The organism is Flavobacterium piscinae, assembly GCF_004122145.1.
In the GTDB taxonomy this organism is placed as follows: Bacteria; Bacteroidota; Bacteroidia; order Flavobacteriales; family Flavobacteriaceae; genus Flavobacterium; species Flavobacterium piscinae.
Window position 1 is genome coordinate 153,302 of the sequence record NZ_SBKQ01000002.1, and the last position, 18,319, is coordinate 171,620.

Annotated in this window: 16 protein-coding genes; 13 read left to right on the top strand and 3 right to left on the bottom strand. The window is 35.4% G+C overall.

Translation table 11 applies throughout. The annotated features are described in order from the left end of the window. Nucleotides 1-41: 41 nt before the first annotated feature. The 3 genes from EQG68_RS02200 to EQG68_RS02210 all read left to right on the top strand — a co-directional run bounded on the left by EQG68_RS02200 (nucleotide 42) and on the right by EQG68_RS02210 (nucleotide 3,859). On the top strand, nucleotides 42-1,193 hold the full coding sequence (locus tag EQG68_RS02200; protein WP_129463149.1) for a 5-(carboxyamino)imidazole ribonucleotide synthase: 1,152 nt from the start codon (nucleotides 42-44) through the stop codon (nucleotides 1,191-1,193). Nucleotides 1,194-1,253: 60 nt separating this feature from the next. Continuing rightward, nucleotides 1,254-1,739 carry a 5-(carboxyamino)imidazole ribonucleotide mutase gene (purE, locus tag EQG68_RS02205; RefSeq protein WP_129463150.1) on the top strand — a complete coding sequence of 162 codons (486 nt, stop codon included), beginning with the start codon at nucleotides 1,254-1,256 and terminating at the stop codon, nucleotides 1,737-1,739. 95 nt (nucleotides 1,740-1,834) lie between these two features. Further along, a complete protein-coding gene (locus EQG68_RS02210) occupies nucleotides 1,835-3,859 on the top strand; it encodes a M3 family metallopeptidase (RefSeq protein ID WP_129463151.1) in 2,025 nt (674 codons plus the stop codon). Nucleotides 3,860-3,900: 41 nt separating this feature from the next. Here the strand turns inward: EQG68_RS02210 and EQG68_RS02215 are convergent, their stop codons facing one another. After that, entirely contained in the window at nucleotides 3,901-4,419 is a 519-nt protein-coding gene (locus EQG68_RS02215; protein ID WP_129463152.1) for a DUF3575 domain-containing protein, read from the bottom strand. A 419-nt stretch (nucleotides 4,420-4,838) separates the two neighbouring features. On the opposite strand from EQG68_RS02215, the gene EQG68_RS02220 reads away from it, so the two are divergent. Genes EQG68_RS02220 through EQG68_RS02230 form a run of 3 tightly spaced genes read left to right on the top strand, consistent with a single transcriptional unit; the run spans nucleotide 4,839 to nucleotide 6,148 of the window. After that, complete coding sequence (locus tag EQG68_RS02220; RefSeq protein WP_129463153.1) at nucleotides 4,839-5,342, top strand: GbsR/MarR family transcriptional regulator; 504 nt, start codon at nucleotides 4,839-4,841, stop codon at nucleotides 5,340-5,342. Nucleotides 5,343-5,396: 54 nt separating this feature from the next. Then, nucleotides 5,397-5,738, top strand: coding sequence for a hypothetical protein (locus tag EQG68_RS02225; protein ID WP_129463154.1), 342 nt, complete (start codon nucleotides 5,397-5,399; stop codon nucleotides 5,736-5,738). Further along, on the top strand, nucleotides 5,711-6,148 hold the full coding sequence (locus tag EQG68_RS02230; RefSeq protein WP_129463155.1) for a hypothetical protein: 438 nt from the start codon (nucleotides 5,711-5,713) through the stop codon (nucleotides 6,146-6,148). Before EQG68_RS02225 ends, EQG68_RS02230 begins: the two co-directional genes overlap by 28 nt. 6 nt (nucleotides 6,149-6,154) lie before the next feature. Here the strand turns inward: EQG68_RS02230 and EQG68_RS02235 are convergent, their stop codons facing one another. Continuing rightward, the gene (locus tag EQG68_RS02235) at nucleotides 6,155-6,925 is read right to left on the bottom strand and encodes a hypothetical protein (RefSeq protein WP_129463156.1); all 771 of its coding nucleotides are present in this window, start codon (nucleotides 6,923-6,925) and stop codon (nucleotides 6,155-6,157) included. Nucleotides 6,926-7,034: 109 nt separating this feature from the next. Beyond that, nucleotides 7,035-10,382: a CotH kinase family protein gene (locus EQG68_RS02240; protein ID WP_129463157.1), complete on the bottom strand. Its 3,348-nt coding sequence runs from the start codon at nucleotides 10,380-10,382 to the stop codon at nucleotides 7,035-7,037. 268 nt (nucleotides 10,383-10,650) lie between these two features. Here EQG68_RS02240 and gcvP point away from each other — a divergent pair, with 268 nt between their 5' ends. From gcvP to EQG68_RS02275, 7 genes are all read left to right on the top strand, one after another. Continuing rightward, the gene (gene gcvP, locus EQG68_RS02245) at nucleotides 10,651-13,494 is read left to right on the top strand and encodes an aminomethyl-transferring glycine dehydrogenase (RefSeq protein ID WP_129463158.1); all 2,844 of its coding nucleotides are present in this window, start codon (nucleotides 10,651-10,653) and stop codon (nucleotides 13,492-13,494) included. Between the two features lie 47 nt (nucleotides 13,495-13,541). Beyond that, nucleotides 13,542-13,943, top strand: coding sequence for a group III truncated hemoglobin (locus EQG68_RS02250; protein ID WP_246011612.1), 402 nt, complete (start codon nucleotides 13,542-13,544; stop codon nucleotides 13,941-13,943). A 127-nt stretch (nucleotides 13,944-14,070) separates the two neighbouring features. Next, nucleotides 14,071-15,129 (top strand): 3-oxoacyl-ACP synthase III family protein, encoded by a 1,059-nt coding sequence (locus EQG68_RS02255; protein ID WP_129463159.1) that lies wholly within the window; start codon nucleotides 14,071-14,073, stop codon nucleotides 15,127-15,129. Nucleotides 15,130-15,331: 202 nt separating this feature from the next. Further along, a complete protein-coding gene (locus tag EQG68_RS02260) occupies nucleotides 15,332-15,853 on the top strand; it encodes a class I SAM-dependent methyltransferase (protein ID WP_129463160.1) in 522 nt (173 codons plus the stop codon). 29 nt (nucleotides 15,854-15,882) lie between these two features. Beyond that, nucleotides 15,883-16,731 (top strand): glycosyltransferase, encoded by an 849-nt coding sequence (locus EQG68_RS02265; RefSeq protein WP_129463161.1) that lies wholly within the window; start codon nucleotides 15,883-15,885, stop codon nucleotides 16,729-16,731. A gap of 82 nt (nucleotides 16,732-16,813) precedes the next feature. Beyond that, nucleotides 16,814-17,557, top strand: a complete 744-nt coding sequence (locus EQG68_RS02270) for an MlaE family ABC transporter permease (protein WP_129463162.1) — start codon at nucleotides 16,814-16,816, stop codon at nucleotides 17,555-17,557. Beyond that, the gene (locus EQG68_RS02275; protein ID WP_129463163.1) at nucleotides 17,554-18,318 is read left to right on the top strand and encodes an ABC transporter ATP-binding protein; all 765 of its coding nucleotides are present in this window, start codon (nucleotides 17,554-17,556) and stop codon (nucleotides 18,316-18,318) included. Before EQG68_RS02270 ends, EQG68_RS02275 begins: the two co-directional genes overlap by 4 nt. The last annotated feature ends 1 nt before the right edge of the window (nucleotide 18,319 follow it).

Here is an 18,319-nt window from a genome sequence, read left to right on the forward strand (position 1 = left end):
ATCAATAAATTGTTACTTATCTTTGCCCAAACAACAACACAATGAACTATTTTTCATCCGATTTTAAATTAGGCATTTTGGGAGGAGGTCAATTAGGCAAAATGCTTTTGGCTGAAACGCGAAAATTTGATATTCAAACCTTTGCGTTGGACCCAAGCAAAGATGCTCCTTGCCAGTTTGGAACTCATTATTTTGAAGTTGGAAATTTACTTGATTTTTACACGGTTTATCAATTTGGCAAAAAAGTAGATGTTTTAACCATTGAAATTGAAAATGTCAATTTAGAAGCTTTAGATCAATTGGAAGCAGAAGGAAAAAAAGTATTTCCCTCGCCAAAGACTTTACGAAATATCCAAAGCAAAATCACGCAGAAAAAAATATATCTGGAAAATCATATTCCGACAGCAAATGCCTTGCTTTTTGAATCGAAAGGAGATTTAGAAGCACAAAAAGAAAAATTGACATTTCCTTGTGTTTGGAAACAAGATAGATTTGGGTATGATGGGTATGGAGTAAAAATTCTGAAATCCGAAAAAGACCTAACTGATTTACCTGAAACACCATGCCTAATTGAAGAAATGATTCCGTTTAAAAATGAATTGGCAGTTATTGTCGTTCGCTCCGTTTCCGGGGAAGTGAAAACCTATCCGGTGGTGGAAATGGAATTTCATCCCGAAGCCAATCAAGTGGAATATGTGATTTGTCCGGCTCGAATTGACGAAAAAGTGGCTATAAAAGCCCAAGAAATTGCTTTGAAAGTTTCAGAAGTTTTCAATCATGTGGGATTGTTAGCCGTGGAAATGTTTCAAACCATTGATGATGAAATATTAGTCAACGAAGTCGCTCCACGACCGCACAACTCAGGACATTACAGCATTGAAGCCAGCTATACGTCGCAATTTGAAAATCATTTGCGTGCCATTTTAGATTTACCTTTGGGAAATACCGCTAGCAAAGTTGCCGGAATTATGGTAAATTTGGTGGGTGAAGAAGGATTTTCCGGACCCGTTGTTTATCAAAACATTGAAAAAATCATGGCAATTGATGGAGTAACACCTCATATTTACGGCAAACGAGAAACCCGACCTTTTCGAAAAATGGGACATGTCACGATTGTGAACGAAGATATGACGGAAGCCAGAAAAGTGGCGGAAGAAGTGAAGAATAGTATTAGAGTGGTTAGTCGCAGTTAACAGTCGCAGTTGGCAGTTAAACCGAATTAACTTGAAACCTTAAACCTGAAACAAAAACCAATGAGCAAAGTAGCCATCATCATGGGAAGTATATCCGACATGCCGGTCATGCAGGAAGCCATCGACATTTTAAAAGGATTTGACATCGAAACCGAAGTCGATATTGTTTCGGCACACCGAACACCTGAAAAATTGTTTGATTTCAGTAAAAAAGCTCACACGCGAGGCATTTCGGTAATTATAGCCGGAGCCGGTGGTGCGGCACACTTACCGGGAATGGTGGCTTCGATGTCACCGTTGCCTGTGATTGGCGTTCCGGTAAAATCAAGCAATTCGATTGATGGTTGGGATTCCGTTTTGTCAATTTTACAAATGCCTGGCGGCGTTCCTGTAGCAACAGTCGCGTTGAACGGAGCCAAAAATGCCGGAATTTTAGCCGCACAAATTATTGGAAGTCATGATAAATGTGTGTTAGATAAAATTATTTTTTATAAAGAAAGTTTGAAAGAAGCGGTTTTAAACGCTTCGGAAGGATTGAAAAAATAAAAATAACATTAAGAAAATAAGGGTTTTCCATTAAGAGTAGTAAGCCTTAATGAAAACCCTTAAACTTTCTTAATTCCTTAATGTTAAAAAAAGAAATGAAAACACTTACTCAAAATTTCGAAACCAAACATAACACCGCCCCTTTTTCGCAAATACAATTAGCCGATTACAAAACGGCTTTTGAAGCTACGATTGCACAAGCAAGAGCGGAAATCGATGCTATTGTAAACAATACCGATGTTCCTTCTTTTGAAAATACGATTGAAGCATTAGATTTTTCAGGAGAATCTTTAGACCGATTGTCGTCGATTTTCTTTAATTTGAATTCGGCTGAAACGTGTGATGAAATGCAAAAAATCGCTCAGGAAGTTTCGCCGATGTTGACCGAATTCAGCAATGATATTGCCTTGAATGAAGACTTATTCAAACGAATAAAAGCCGTTTATGATCAAAAAGATAAACTGATTTTAACCACAGAACAAGCGACTTTATTAGATAAAAAATTCAAAGGTTTTTCACGAAATGGAGCTTTGCTTTCGGAAGAAGATAAATTAAAATTACGTGAAATTGATACCGAATTAGCCAAGTTAAAATTAACCTATGGCGAAAATGTATTGGCCGAAACCAACAACTATCAATTACATATTACCAACGAAGCCGATTTAAAAGGTTTGCCCGATGGTTCCAAAGAAATGGCGGCCAGTTTAGCCAAATCAAATGGATTAAACGGCTGGGTTTTTACGTTAGATTTTCCAAGTTATTTACCGTTTGTGACGTATGTGGATAACCGTGAATTGCGAAAGGAAATCGCCATTGCGGCCGGAAAAAAGGCCTTTCAAAACAATGAATTTGATAATAAAGAAAATGTCAAACGCATTGTAGAATTGCGTCATAAACGAGCCAATTTATTGGGTTATGAATCGCATTCACATTTTGTGTTGGAAGAACGAATGGCTCAACATCCTGATAAAGTGAAAGCGTTTTTGAATGATTTGTTGGAAAAAGCCAAACCGGCTGCTCTAAAAGAATTTGCCGAATTAACTGCTTTTGCAAAAGAACTTGACGGAATTGAACAATTGGAAAAATGGGATGGAGCCTATTATTCTGAAAAATTGAAACAAAAATTATTCAGTTTGGATGATGAATTGTTGAAACCGTATTTCCAATTGGAAAAAGTATTGAATGGTGCTTTTACCATAGCCGAGAAATTATTCGGTATCAAGTTCAAAGAAGTTTTTGACATTGACAAATACCACAATGATGTGCAAACTTTTGAAGTGTTAGATTTTCAAGATGAATTAGTGGCTGTTTTTTATGCTGATTTTTTCCCGAGAAAAGGAAAACGAAACGGAGCTTGGATGACTTCATTTAAACCTCAACACATTAAAAATGGCGTGAACGAACGACCACATGTTTCCATCGTTTGTAATTTTACGCCACCAACGGAAACGAAGCCTTCACTCCTCACCTTTAATGAAGTGACGACTTTGTTTCACGAATTTGGTCACGCGTTGCATGGTATGTTGGCGAACACGACGTATCCGAGTTTATCCGGAACTTCGGTTTATTGGGATTTTGTGGAATTGCCGAGTCAAGTGATGGAAAATTGGTGTTATGAACCCGAAGCCTTGGCCTTGTTTGCCAAACATTACCAAAGTGGCGATGTGATTCCGCAACATTTTGTAGAAAAAATAAAAGAAAGTGCGAGTTTCTTAGAAGGAATGGCGACTTTGCGTCAGTTGAGTTTTGGACTTTTAGACATGGCATATCACGGAAAATCACAAACGATTGACGATGTAAAAGCATTTGAAAAAGCAGCATTTGAAGGCACTTCTTTGTATCCGGATGTGGAAGAAAATTGTATGAGTACGTCGTTTTCACATATTTTTCAAGGTGGTTATTCGTCGGGTTATTACAGTTATAAATGGGCGGAGGTTTTGGATGCCGATGCGTTTGCCTACTTTCAGGAAAAAGGCATTTTTAATCATGAAGTAGCCACCAAATTCAAAGACAACGTTCTTTCAAAAGGCGGAACGGAATTGCCGATGGAATTGTATAAAAAGTTTAGAGGTCAGGAACCGAAGGTTGAGGCTTTGTTGAAGAGAGCTGGGTTGGTTTAGTTCATTCCTCTAACAAAGATAAAACTTAAGAAGTTGACTTATTAAAAGGCATATCCAAAAGACACACCAGCAGAAGGCATAATATCTGGACTTTTATTAGTTACTGAAGAACCTAAATATACATCTGGTGAATCAACCGTTCTGTATCCAAGAGAAACAACAAATTCAAGAGTAAAGTTTGAATCGAATATCCATTGACTTCCTCCTGTCACTCCATAAATTCTAGTTTTATATTCATTATCATTTTTATCTGTTGTATTTATAAAATTCACTGAAGGCCCTAAATGCCAACCCGTTAACTTAGGTTTTGATGAAGAAAAATAATATCTTCCTTCAAATGAATAAGCTAAACCAGTAGTAAACTCGTTATTTTCCGCTGGAGTGGATATGAATGTAAAACCGTATCCTGCTTGTGCAGCTAAAGAAAAATGCTGAGACAAAGACCTTTCATACTGTATCCCTGCATTACCAAAGACAACACTAGCTTTTACGATATTCTCTTGAGCATTTAAACTTGTAAATCCCAATAACAAAACAAATGATAAAATAATTTTATACATAATAAAAATTTTTTTACAAAAAAAGAAAAATAAATACTATTAACAAAATAATTCTTCACAATTTAATTATTTTTCAAGCCAATATATTCTAAAATTATTAAAGTTCATTAAAAATTAAAATCGAACTTTTCTATTTTGTATTCACTTTTAAATCTGTTGTTTATCATATTTAATAACAACTAATTATCCTGATTTTTTTGATGAATAAAATTTAATTTAATATTCATTAAACTTGAGTTTTAGCACTTCCCCGCGTTAAGGATTGCAGTGGAAAGCCCACAGAGAGGAGGAACGACGAACGAGGACTTGTAACGGAAAGCCTGACCCGTAGCTTGCGAAGGGGAACGCCCAAATTAAAATTTTTAAACAAACTTTCATTTTTTTTTGAAACTTTAAAAACTTTTACATATCTTTGTGGCATGGAATTCAAAGAAGCAAAAAATAAATTCGTTCAAACCTGGGGAGCTTTAGGTTCGCAATGGGGAATTAACAAAACCATGGCTCAGATTCATGCGTTGTTGATGGTTTCGCACGAACCGATTTCGATGGAAGACATTATGGACGAATTGCAAATTTCACGTGGAAATGCATCGATGAATTTACGTGCGTTGATGGACTGGGGAATTGTATACAAAGAATACAAAGCCGGCGAACGCAAAGAGTTTTTTACTGCCGAAAAAGATTTAGACGAGTTGGCCGTGAAAATTTCGAGAGAACGCAGCAAACGTGAAATTAAGCCGGCGTTGAAAGTCTTGAAAGAAGTTTCAGCCATCGAATCAGACGGAACAGCAGCCGAAAAACATTTTGTAGATCAAACAACTAAATTGTATGATTTTGTATTGAAAGCCGACAATGTTTTGGATAAAATTACCGAATACAAAGACAATTGGTTGGCCAAATTGGTGGTGAAAATTATGAGGTAAATTTTTTTAACAACAACTTTCATTTTTTTCTGAAAGTTTAAAATAATAGATAAGATGAAATATTTGAAAATTTTGAATACGGTGGCGATTGGAATACCGATAGTTTTAGCTTTTTTGGGAATTTTTGACGAAGGAATGTTGATGTATGCTTTAGTCTCTACAATGGTTACCGGATTTATTCAAGTGATTGTTGGGATATTATTTTGGATTAAAGAATGGAAAAATTATTTGATCATCAGTTATTTAGTTGGTGTGATACTATTTTTTATGGGAATTTCACTCACTAAATATGATAGTTTTTGGATAATGCCACCAATTTTTTGTGTATTTATCTATCACTACTTGTTTACTCTCAAAAAAATTAAATTATGTCTATTACTATCTCAAACTGGCTAATTATACTAAGTGGAATCGGTCAAATTTTCACCGCTCTAATTTATCCTTACATCCGTCATCAGGTTTTTGATTGGTATAATGATGTGAAACAACTCAAACCATTGAATCAAGAAATTGCAAAAACGTATGGACGATATATTCAAGGCTTAAACTTTTCTTTTGGATTGATAGCCATTTTATATACTGATGAATTGAAAGAACAATCTGCTTTAGCAGTTGCCTTAACCGGATTAATTGCAGCCTATTGGGTGGGAAAAGTAGCGACTCAAATTGCATATTATCCGATGTATGACATTCCGAAACGTAAATTATTCAAATTCGGAAGTTATGGAATGAATACATTGTTTGTGCTATTTGCGATTGTGAATTCTGCTTTGTTTGTTCATAATTTGAGTGGATACTACTTCTGAATACTTTTAGGTGAAAACCAATAGTAACCACCAACATATCGGCACACTTTCCACCCAAAAAGACGTGTAATATTTATCTCTTTTTAGAGTAGTAAATCCGATAAAAAGTGCTGTTATGACAGCGATAATAAGTGTTGAAACTTCAATCTTTTCTTTGAAAAACTCCAATAAAACAAAAGGCAACAATAGAATAATCCCGAACCATTTCGTTTTAAAAATTCCGAAACGTTGCGGAAGGGTTTTCATGGAGTCATCATCGGTTTCACTGTCTAAAATTTCAAAAGGAATCATCAACGCAATGACAATTAGAAACCGTTGAAACAAAACAATTTTTTCTTTATCTGAAAAAAAATCTTGCTGAATAATCAGTGCATAAACCGTAATGGCTGTTACACAAAAGCTGACTAAAAACAACTTCCAAAAACCAAATTTTCGCAAAAACGGATATAACGCAACCATCAAACCTATTTTGATGAAATAAATTTGTGTGGAACTATTCATCTGCAGAAAATAGAAAATCACAGCAATAATGGATAGAAAAGTCAGTCCAATTATATAGCGATTTTTGTTGAAATCTAAATTCCCTTTTTGAAACGATTCAAAATATTTTAAAAAATTATAACCCACGATTGTTCCGAAAAAAATGGCCCTTTCAAGATTCTTATCTGTTGAAAGTTGAAGCGAAATTTCAGTAACCTCAACCAGTGCATAAATTGCTAAAGCGACGTGTAACGAAGATTGGATGTAAAAATCGATTATATTTTTAAGAAGCTTCAAAATTGAAATTGTATTTTTTATGCAAGTAACAGCTTTTTGCTGAAAATGCCATAAAAAAAAGGAGTTTGAATGAACAAACTCCTTTTTAATTTTTGATATTTAAATCAACTTAACGTTTCACAATTTTCTTGGTTTCTGATTTTCCTTCAGAATTCAATTGTAACAAATAAATGCCACTTTGTAAATCGCCAATGTTGATTTGTTGATTTTCTAAGTTCCCAGATTTGATTATTTTTCCATCAATACTAAAGAAATTATAGGTTACTTCATTATAAGAATGATTTATATTTATTATTTCTGAAGCTGGATTTGGATAAACCTTGAAGCTTAAACTTGTGTTTTCCGGAATACTCAATGTCATCTCAACACCTTTTGCACTGAAGTTATTAAACGTAACACGATCACCATTATCAACCGTTAAATTATCACCATAAAAACGAAGTCTAACTTTAAAATCAGCATTGTTATTTGCTGCTACTATAGCTGAAAAATCAGTTTCAAACAAATGATAATCTGCTGTTAACGGCAAGGTTGGATTAGCTAAACCGGCATTTGTAAAAGTTGAACCATCCGTAGAATAGTCAATCACAATTCCCTCTGCCGCATTTTCATTTTTAGAAGCAAATCCAAAGACAATATCTTTAAAACCCACCGTTGAAAAACTAAATACTAATGTGTTTTCTAAGCCTTCATTTTGAAAAGGTTGTTTAATTTGTAAACCTCTCATATTAGCAGATGCAAAAGGTAAATCGTTATTCGCTTCCGGAATGTAATTGATATCCGTTGGACTGTTTCTTCTTTCCATCGACGCTTTTCTCCAGTTTGGATGTGAATTATCAAATGGATAACCTACCAAACACGATTCATAGTTCAAAACACCCTCTGTTCCTACTTCAAAAGTGGAATTTACTGAAGTAAGTGGAGTATCATTAGCTAAACTACTATCCATCATCCAAAAATAAATGGGCTCTTGTGTTGCCGGTTCTTGAGAAGGAATAAAATTTGCCGTCACTGAAAAATCTCCCGTTGGTGTGTAGGTAATTTGTGCTTCAGTACTATCCACATCGCCACTCCAATGACTAAACGTGTAACCTTCCAAAGGAATCGCTGTTAACGTTACCGGAATATTGTGGAAATAAATCCCTGTCCATGGATATGGATTTACTGAAACACCTGGAGTCTCTGAGGTAATATTTATAGTATTAATTTTCACATAACCATTTGTATCATCATTTACATCTAATGTTGCATTAATATCATTTGAAATTCCAAACTTGGCACGAATGTGTTCTCTTTGAAAGGTCGGTCTGTCTAAAGCGAATGTTTCCACTACATTTTGACTTTCTAACCACCAAGCAAAACTGTAAGGAGCTGCCCAACGATTGTATTGTTGTGCAATTTCCGGTTCAATAACTGCAGCAAATTGATTGGATAAATCAATTACTCTTTCAGGCAAAAAGAACGTATTCATCATATCGGCAAAACGATTGATAAAACTTAATTCAAACGCTTCATTCTCTAATAATCGTCGCAAAATTAGAGTCGACCATTCCGGGTTTGGCCATTCAGTTCCACCAGTGGCTGTAGCAAATTCTAACGTATTGTGATCATTAATATCCAACATCAAACCAAAGCCGGCATCGGTATCTTTAATAGCAGTTCTCCATCTACCGTCGTTCCCGTAAGGAGCATCAGGCTCATAATCAGCTGTTTTCTTTCTCCAAAACAATGTATTCCAACCAGGCCAATCTGTGTTTTGAACAAAAATATTCGTAATAAAATAATCCCTGAAATTTTCTACATCCATTTGGGTGTTGATGTAGTCATAATTTGAATTATCTGCTAAAGAATTATTTTCTAAAAAGGAAAACATATCCAAAAAGTGTTCGTCACTTCCTTCGTCAACTTCATATGCATCACCAAGAATTTCAATATCCTCTTCTACAATTCCATATTTTCTTTCAAAATAATGTCTGTCTAATCGCTCACGAATATTTAGCATTCCCCAATATTCACCATTTAAAAAGATTACCGAAGGTTGATAAGCTTGGTTATCTAAACCTGTTTTTTCTACTAATTCATGTGTAAATGCATCTTTATAATAGGTGTTGAAAAAATCATTTCCGGAATTTCTCAAAACTAATCTTTTGTAACTGTTATAATTCTCATTTGGAAAAATAGGATAATTAAATGTACTTGCTCCCAGTTCTGAGCGAGCGTATAATCTTAGGGATTTATGTTGAAAAGCTCTTGTTCCCCCTCCATTAATTCTAATACCAACTTGTTGGTTTAAAACCTGATTTCCATTCACAAAATAGTTAAAGTGTCCAATTTGTTCTGTTGTCTCTCCGGAACGATCATAATTTGCCTCGGCATTAAACAATGCAGGAGTGTCAGGATTAGCTAAACGCCAATTATCAAAATCTTGTCCCGCAACATAAATTCCATCATTATAGTCAAAAAATTTATTCTCATCAAGACTGATTGATATAACCGGAATTGAAAAACGATCAGTTCCTTCTGGAGAAACAAAATAACTTTGCGTAACAATATTACTTGTTAAAGCTCCTGTTTTATAAGCTCTTGCACGCACAACCGTTCCTTTAAAAATATTAAAATCAGGGATGTAATAGGAAGGATCTTCATCATACGTTGATGAAATGGTTGAAATATCATTTGGCTCACTGGTTCTATCCACAATAGTCAATGGTGCAGCATACTGCATTGATTGGAAACTTTTTGTTAAAAAATTCTCCGATGGTAATTGACCCGCTTCAAATGGATATTCGTTTTTATATTGATACGTTGTACCTCCTAAATTATCGAGGTTTGGATCAGAACCGTCAGTTGTGTATATAATTGTTACAGAAGGATCCGGGTGACTTATCGTTAAATTAAAACTTTCTGTATAAAAACCTCCGTTTACGGAAAAAGTTGGTGGTTCCAATACATCGGAGTAGCCTATAGAAGTGTTGTTAGATGCTCCCGGTGTTGGTTCCGGAAAAAAAACAAACACAGGCGAACCATCTGTTTGTCTTCCGTAGGTAAAGTTTTGAGGTACTATGACAGCCGGATAACTGTCTTCAATTTCACCGTTGGGTTTGGTGAGTGTAATCACTTCACCACCTGAACTTATTTTAAAATTGGTATGAAGAGGAAAATTGATGTCAGTTCTGTTTTTTGAAGAACACCAAACCAATAAATGTTCTCCCGGTTCAATCCAATAAGCAGGAAAAACCCACTGATACGGATTCGAAGATAAATCGGTTAAACCATAGCCCTCTAAATTGATGGCTTCGGATCCTGTATTATACAATTCCACCCAATCTTCATAACTATCGTCCTCATCGGTAATTACCGTTGTGTTAGATGTAATTATTTCGTTAATCACAACATTTTGAGCACTTAACTGAAATAGAGTTAAAAACAAAAATGCTATAAGAGTAATTTTTTTCATAATTTGAGATCATTAAATTTTGAACGAAATTAGATAACAATTTAACACAATAGTAACATTCTCGTTATATTACATTTAATTGTCGTTAAACGACAGAAAATTATTTTTTTGTTGATTCAAAAAACATAAAAACATAAAAATTTGTTGATAAACTATACTTTTGGTTGAAAAATTCTAAAAATATTAGCCGTTGTTTAACTAATAATTACAAGACTAATAATTACTTTTGTGTGCTAAAAATCAACACCCATTTACCTCAAAATAATAAATGAAAACAGATGCATTTGCTTTAAGACATTTAGGTCCACGTGAGAGCGACTTAAATCACATGTTTAAAACCATTGGAGTTGAAAGTTTTGAACAACTAATCTACGAAACCATACCGGATGATATCCGATTAAAAAAAGACCTCAACTTAGAGCCAGCCATGACCGAATATGAATATTCCAATCATATTCAGGAATTAGGAAAAAAAAATAAAGTTTTTAAATCATACATCGGTTTAGGATATCACCCTACTATTATTCCGGCTGTAATTCAACGTAATATTTTCGAAAATCCGGGATGGTATACTGCCTATACTCCTTATCAAGCCGAGATTGCTCAAGGACGTTTAGAAGCTATTTTAAATTTTCAAACTACCGTTATTGAACTTTCAGGAATGGAAATTGCTAATGCTTCGCTCTTAGACGAAGGTACAGCAGCAGCAGAAGCGATGGCTCTTTTGTTCGATGTTCGTTCGCGTGACCAAAAGAAAAATAATACAAATAAATTCTTTGTATCTGAAGAAATTTTACCACAAACGCTGTCGGTTCTACAAACACGTTCTACCCCCATTGGGGTGGAATTGGTTATAGGTAACCATGAAAAATTCAATTTTTCCACAGAATTTTTCGGAGCCATTTTACAATATCCAGGAAAATATGGTCAAGTGCATGACTATTCAGGGTTTATTTCTAAAGCTAAAGCACAAGATATAAAAGTAGCTGTGGCAGCCGATATTTTATCTCTAGTAAAACTGACTTCCCCCGGTGAAATGGGTGCCGATGTGGTAGTGGGTACTTCCCAACGATTTGGAATCCCGATGGGCTATGGTGGACCACACGCTGCCTTTTTTGCTACCAAAGAAGAATACAAACGTTCCATGCCCGGTCGAATTATCGGAGTAACTATCGATACTAACGGAAACCGTGCGTTGCGAATGGCATTACAAACACGTGAACAACATATCAAACGTGAAAAAGCAACTTCTAACATTTGCACGGCTCAGGTTTTATTAGCCGTTATGGCCGGAATGTATGCTGTCTATCACGGTCCGAAAGGCTTAAAATATATAGCTGATAAAGTGCATGCTTCAGCAGTTACGTTGGCTGACGCACTTAATAAATTGGGGGTTTATCAAACCAATACTTCATTTTTTGATACCATTGCTGTTAAGGCAAATGCCACCAAAGTAAAGGCAATAGCCGAAAAACAAGAGGTAAATTTCTTTTATGTGGATGGAGAAACTATTTCTATCTCATTAAATGAAACCACTTCTGTTAAAGACATCAACCAAATCATCTCGATTTTTGCTGAAGCTGTTGGGAAAGAATATGTAGCAATTAGTCAGTTAGTAAATGAATCAATGGTTCCGGAAAATTTGGAAAGAAAATCAACTTTCTTGCAACACGAGGTGTTCAACAACCATCATTCTGAATCGCAGTTAATGCGGTATATCAAAAAATTAGAACGCAAAGATTTATCTTTAAATCATTCTATGATTTCATTAGGTTCATGCACCATGAAATTAAACGCTGCAGCCGAAATGCTACCTTTATCAATGGCAAATTGGAACAGTATTCATCCTTTTGCTCCCATCGAACAAGCCGAAGGTTATCAAATCATGCTAAAAAAATTAGAGCAACAATTAAATGTGGTAACCGGTTTTCAAGGGACCACTTTGCAACCCAATTCGGGAGCTCAAGGCGAATATGCAGGGTTAATGACCATTCGAGCTTATCATATGTCTAGAGGTGACCATCACAGAAATGTATGCCTGATTCCGGCTTCGGCTCATGGAACCAATCCTGCTTCTGCGGCAATGGCAGGAATGGAAATTATCGTAACCAAAACCATGGAAAACGGAAATATTGATGTGGAAGACTTACGAGAAAAAGCCATTCAACACGCAAGTAATTTGTCCTGCTTAATGGTCACTTATCCTTCTACACATGGTGTGTTTGAAAGTGCTATTCGAGAAATTACGAAAATTATTCACGATAATGGTGGTTTAGTATATATGGATGGAGCCAATATGAATGCCCAAGTAGGATTAACCAATCCGGCAACCATAGGAGCAGATGTTTGTCACCTCAACCTACACAAAACCTTTGCAATTCCTCACGGAGGTGGCGGACCTGGCGTTGGCCCTATTTGTGTGAACGATAAATTAGTACCCTTTTTGCCCACCAATCCTATCATACCCACCGGAGGAAGCCAAGCTATTTCTGCTATTTCTGCTGCTCCATACGGATCAGCGTTAGTTTGTTTAATTTCTTATGGTTACATCACAATGTTGGGTGCTGAAGGGTTGAAAAATGCAACTCAGTATGCCATTTTGAATGCCAATTATATGAAAACACGTTTGGAAAACCATTACCCAATTTTGTACGCTGGTGAAATGGGAAGAGCGGCACACGAAATGATTTTAGATTGCAGAGCGTTTGAAGAAAAAGGCATCAAAGTAACTGATATTGCAAAACGTTTGATGGATTATGGTTTCCATGCTCCTACAGTTTCTTTTCCGGTTGCCGGAACTTTAATGGTAGAACCTACCGAATCGGAAGATTTAGCAGAACTAGATCGTTTTTGCGACGCAATGATTTCCATTAGAAAAGAAATTGAAGCAACTACAAAAGAAGATACCAATAATATATTGCGAAATGCTCCACATACTTTAGCCATGCTAACTACCGATTCTTGGACGTTCCCTTACACAAGAGAACAAGCTGCTTTTCCGTTGGATTATATTGCAGAAAACAAATTTTGGCCAACCGTGCGTCGTGTAGATGAGGCTTATGGTGATAGAAATTTAGTGTGTAGTTGTGCTCCGATTGAAGCATATATGTAATAAATAGGTTTCAAGTTTCAGGTTTCAGGTTTATTCAACTTGAAACTTTGAAACTTGAAACAAAAATGATTATGCCCGATATTCAAACCCAAAATGATCTTTATCTTATTGTAGATGAATTCTACAAAAAACTTTTATCAGACGAGCGAATCAGTTATATTTTTACAGATGTGGTGAAAATTAAAATTGAGGAGCACTTACCTATTTTGGTTACGTTTTGGTCACAAGGTATTTTAGGAACCGGTGGCTATACCAAAAACCTCACCCAAATTCATTTAGACATTAACGAAAAAGAATATTTGTCACCCGAACTGTTCACCATTTGGCTTAGCCATTTTAATAATAGTGTCGACGAAAATTTTAAAGGCCAAAAAGCAGAACAAATTAAAACCCAAGCACTAAGCATTGCCACCGTTATGCAAATAAAGATATCGCAGAAAAAGAGCTAAAAATTATGAGTAGTATAATTTTTAATCGGTAAATCGATATAATTCATAATAATCACCATAAGAATAGTTTTATTTGACCCATTTACGTTTATTATTGATAATTTCGCTTACTATACCACAATTTAATATGAATATCAAAATAACCGGATCGGGGAGTTATATTCCAACACAAACAATAACTAATTTAGATTTTGCACAGCACCACTTTCTCAATAGCGATGGTTCAACATTTGCTCAATCAAATGAAGTGGTTGCCGAAAAATTTCTTGAAATTACCGGAATTCGGGAACGAAAATACGTTTCTGACGATCTAACCACTTCTGACATTGCCTTTATTGCCGCTCAAAAAGCGATTGAAGAGGCCAAGATTGATGCGGAAACACTGGACTACATTATCCTAGCCCACAACTTTGGCGATGTAAAAAAAGGAGCCATACAATCGGATATTTTGCCAAGCTTGGCTTCACGTGTCAAACACAGTTTAAAAATAAAAAACCCCAAATGCGTGGCTTATGATGTGCTTTTTGGCTGCCCTGGCTGGATCGAAGGAATCATTCAAGCACAAGCATTCATCAAAGCAGGAATGGCCAAAAAATGCCTTGTGATTGGTGCCGAAACACTTTCCCGTGTGGTTGACAGACACGATCGCGACAGTATGATTTACTCCGATGGTGCCGGTGCAACTGTGGTTGAAGCTACTGATGAAGAAGGTGGAATTTTGGCACATGCCACTGCTACATTCACTTATGATGAAGCCTACTACCTCTTTTTTGGTGATTCATTCAACAAAACACATGACCCAAACGTTCGATACATCAAAATGCATGGTCGAAAAATATATGAGTTTGCCTTAAGTCAAGTCCCCAAAGCTATGAAAGAATGCCTTGATGAAAGTGGCGTTTCGATTCAAGACGTAAAAAAAATTCTTATTCATCAAGCCAACGAAAAAATGGATGAGGCCATTATCGATCGTTTTTATAAACTTTATCAATTGCCAACTCCTGAAAACATTATGCCAATGAGCATACATTATTTAGGCAATTCCAGTGTGGCCACTATTCCAACCTTATACGATCTCATCCTTAAAAATCAAATAGAAAACCAAAAACTGAACAAAGGCGACATAGTCATTTTTGCCTCGGTGGGTTCCGGGATGAACATTAATGCAATTGTATATAAAATGTAATTTTTAAGTAGCTGATCCTGCTTTCCGTTACAAGCTTGTTGGCAAAAACTGTTTTTTCTAAGCAGCTTCAAGAGCTTCTGCAAGTCGCTTTGCTTCTGCAAGAAAAAATCAGTTTTTGCTGTACAAGGCTTTCCACTTCAATCAGGGCTATAACGTGCCAACATCAAATAATTTAGTACATTTGTGTCACGAAAACCAAATCATGTACGAAAAAACATTTCCTAATAAACGATTCAAAATCACACTTGAATTTTTAGAAAAACACCTTTCTAAATCGGAAACCATTTTAGATTTAGGGGTAGAAAATCCGTTTTCAAAAATCATGATTGAAAAGGGTTTTTCAGTTAAAAACACGAAAGGTGAAGATTTAGACATCGATCAATCAACCTTACAAAACGAAAGTTATTCTGTAGTTACTGCTTTTGAAATTTTCGAACATTTGCTCAATCCGTTTACAGTTTTACAAAGTGTAAAATCGGATAAAATTTTTATTTCTATTCCGTTACGCCTGTGGTTTTCTTCAGCTTACAGAAGTAAAACCGATATGTGGGACCGCCATTACCATGAATTTGAAGATTGGCAATTGGATTGGCTGTTAGAAAAAAACGGTTTTACTATTGTAGATTTTGTAAAGTTTACACATCCAACAAAAAAATTAGGTTTTAGACCATTGTTACGGTATTTTACCAATCGGTATTATTTGGTTTATGCGGTGAGAAAGTGATTAGTGAATAGTAATTAGTGAATAGTCAAATGCGATATTACATCATCATCCCTACCTTTAATGAAGAAAAATTCATTTCACTCACTTTACAGTCGTTAGTGGAACAAACCGTTTTACCTTCTAAAGTGGTGGTGGTGAATGATGGTTCAACGGATAATACAGCTGAAATTGTTCAATTGTTTGTAGAAAAACATGCTTTCATTACCTTAATTAACAAGACTTCCGAAGCCGTTCATCTTCCCGGCAGTAAAGTGATTCAGGCTTTCAACAAAGGTCTAGAAACCATTGATGACAAGTATGATTTTATTGTAAAAGCTGATGCTGATTTAATTTTTCCACCCCATTATTTTGAAACCATAAGCAACTATTTTCAATCAGACAATCGAATTGGAATGGCCGGTGGTTTTTGTTATATCGAGAAAAACGACGAATGGATTCTCGAAAACTTAACTGACAAAGACCATATTCGCGGGGCAATAAAAGCCTATCGAAAAGAAACTTTCAAGCAAATTGGCGGGTTAAAACCCGAAATGGGTTGGGACACGGTAGACGAATTACTTTGTAAATTTTTCAATTGGAAAGTTGTTACAGATAACTCATTACACGTCAAACATCTCAAACCTACCGGAGCAAATTACAATCAAGCTGCACGATTCAAACAAGGAGAAGCCTTTTACCGTTTGGGTTATGGTTTTTGGATAACCGCAATTGCTTCGTTAAAACTAGCTTTACTAAAGAAAAAGCCTTTCTTGTTTTTCGATTATATTCAAGGTTTTTGGAAAGCAAAATCTGTAAAAAAACCATTATTGATCACTGCAGAACAAGCAAAATTCATCAGGAATTATCGATGGAAAAAAATAAAGGAAAAAATTTTTTAAGCAATCATTTCATTAATAATTCTGTTTTTATAAAACAGAAAATCTAAAACTTAAAACCGAAACTTTTTCCTATTTTTGCTTTATGCTAAAAATGCTTACACATATCGGAAAGTATTTCCTGATGCTCAAAGAAGTCTTCAACAAACCCCTTAAATGGAGTGCGATGAAGAACTTAATTTTTAAAGAAATCGATGATTTAATCATTGGCTCTTTGGGAATTGTGGCATTCATTTCCTTTTTCGTAGGAGGTGTGGTTTCTATTCAAACCGCTTTAAACCTTACTAATCCATTAATCCCAAAATACCTTATTGGTTTTGCTACCAGACAATCTGTTATTTTAGAATTCGCCCCTACTTTTATTTCCATTATCATGGCAGGAAAAATGGGTTCGTTTATCACTTCAAGTATAGGAACTATGCGGGTTACAGAACAAATTGATGCGTTAGAAGTCATGGGTGTAAACTCGTTGAACTACTTAGTTTTTCCAAAGATTATCGCTTTACTTTTATACCCGTTTGTCATCGGAATCAGTATGTTTTTGGGTGTTTTAGGTGGTTGGATGGCAGGAGTTTACGGTGGTTTTACTTCCAGTGATGAATTTATCATGGGATTACAAACTGAGTTTATCCCTTTTCATATAACCTATGCCTTTATAAAAACAATGGTTTTTGCAATAATTTTAGCAACTATTCCCTCCTATCACGGCTATTACATGAAAGGTGGAGCATTGGAAGTGGGTAAAGCAAGTACCGTTTCTTTTGTATGGTCATCGGTAGCAATTATTTTGTCCAATTACATTTTAACTCAATTATTGTTAAGCAAATGATAGAAATTAAAAACATAGAAAAATCATTTGGCGAAACAAAAGTTTTAAAAGGGATTTCCTCCGTTTTTGAGACAGGAAAAACCAATTTAATTATTGGTCAAAGTGGTTCCGGAAAAACGGTTTTATTAAAGTCACTTTTAGGAATTCACACACCAGAAGTAGGAACTATTTCATTTGATGGAAGAATATATTCTGAATTAAATGCTGACGAAAAGAGAGCTTTACGAACAGAAATCGGAATGGTTTTTCAAGGAAGTGCTTTATTTGACAGTATGACTGTGGAGGAAAATGTTGGTTTCCCGTTGAAAATGTTTACTAATCAAACCCCAAAAGAAATTCAAGATCGAGTTGATTTTGTTTTGAAAAGAGTGAATTTAATAGATGCTCATAAAAAGAAACCTTCTGAAATTTCAGGAGGAATGCAAAAAAGAGTTGCCATAGCCAGAGCTATTGTAAACAAACCAAAATACCTTTTTTGTGACGAACCTAACTCAGGATTAGACCCAAAAACCGCTATTGTAATTGACAACCTTATTCATGAAATAACAGTTGAATATAACATTACTACAGTCATCAATACCCATGACATGAACTCTGTGATGGAAATTGGAGAAAAAATCATCTTCCTCAAAGAAGGAATTTTAGCTTGGGAAGGCACGAAAAAAGACATCTTTAAAACGGACAACGAGGCCATTGTTGACTTTGTTTACTCGTCTAATTTGTTCAAAAAAATTAGAAAAGCACAGAATAAGGGTGAATAAA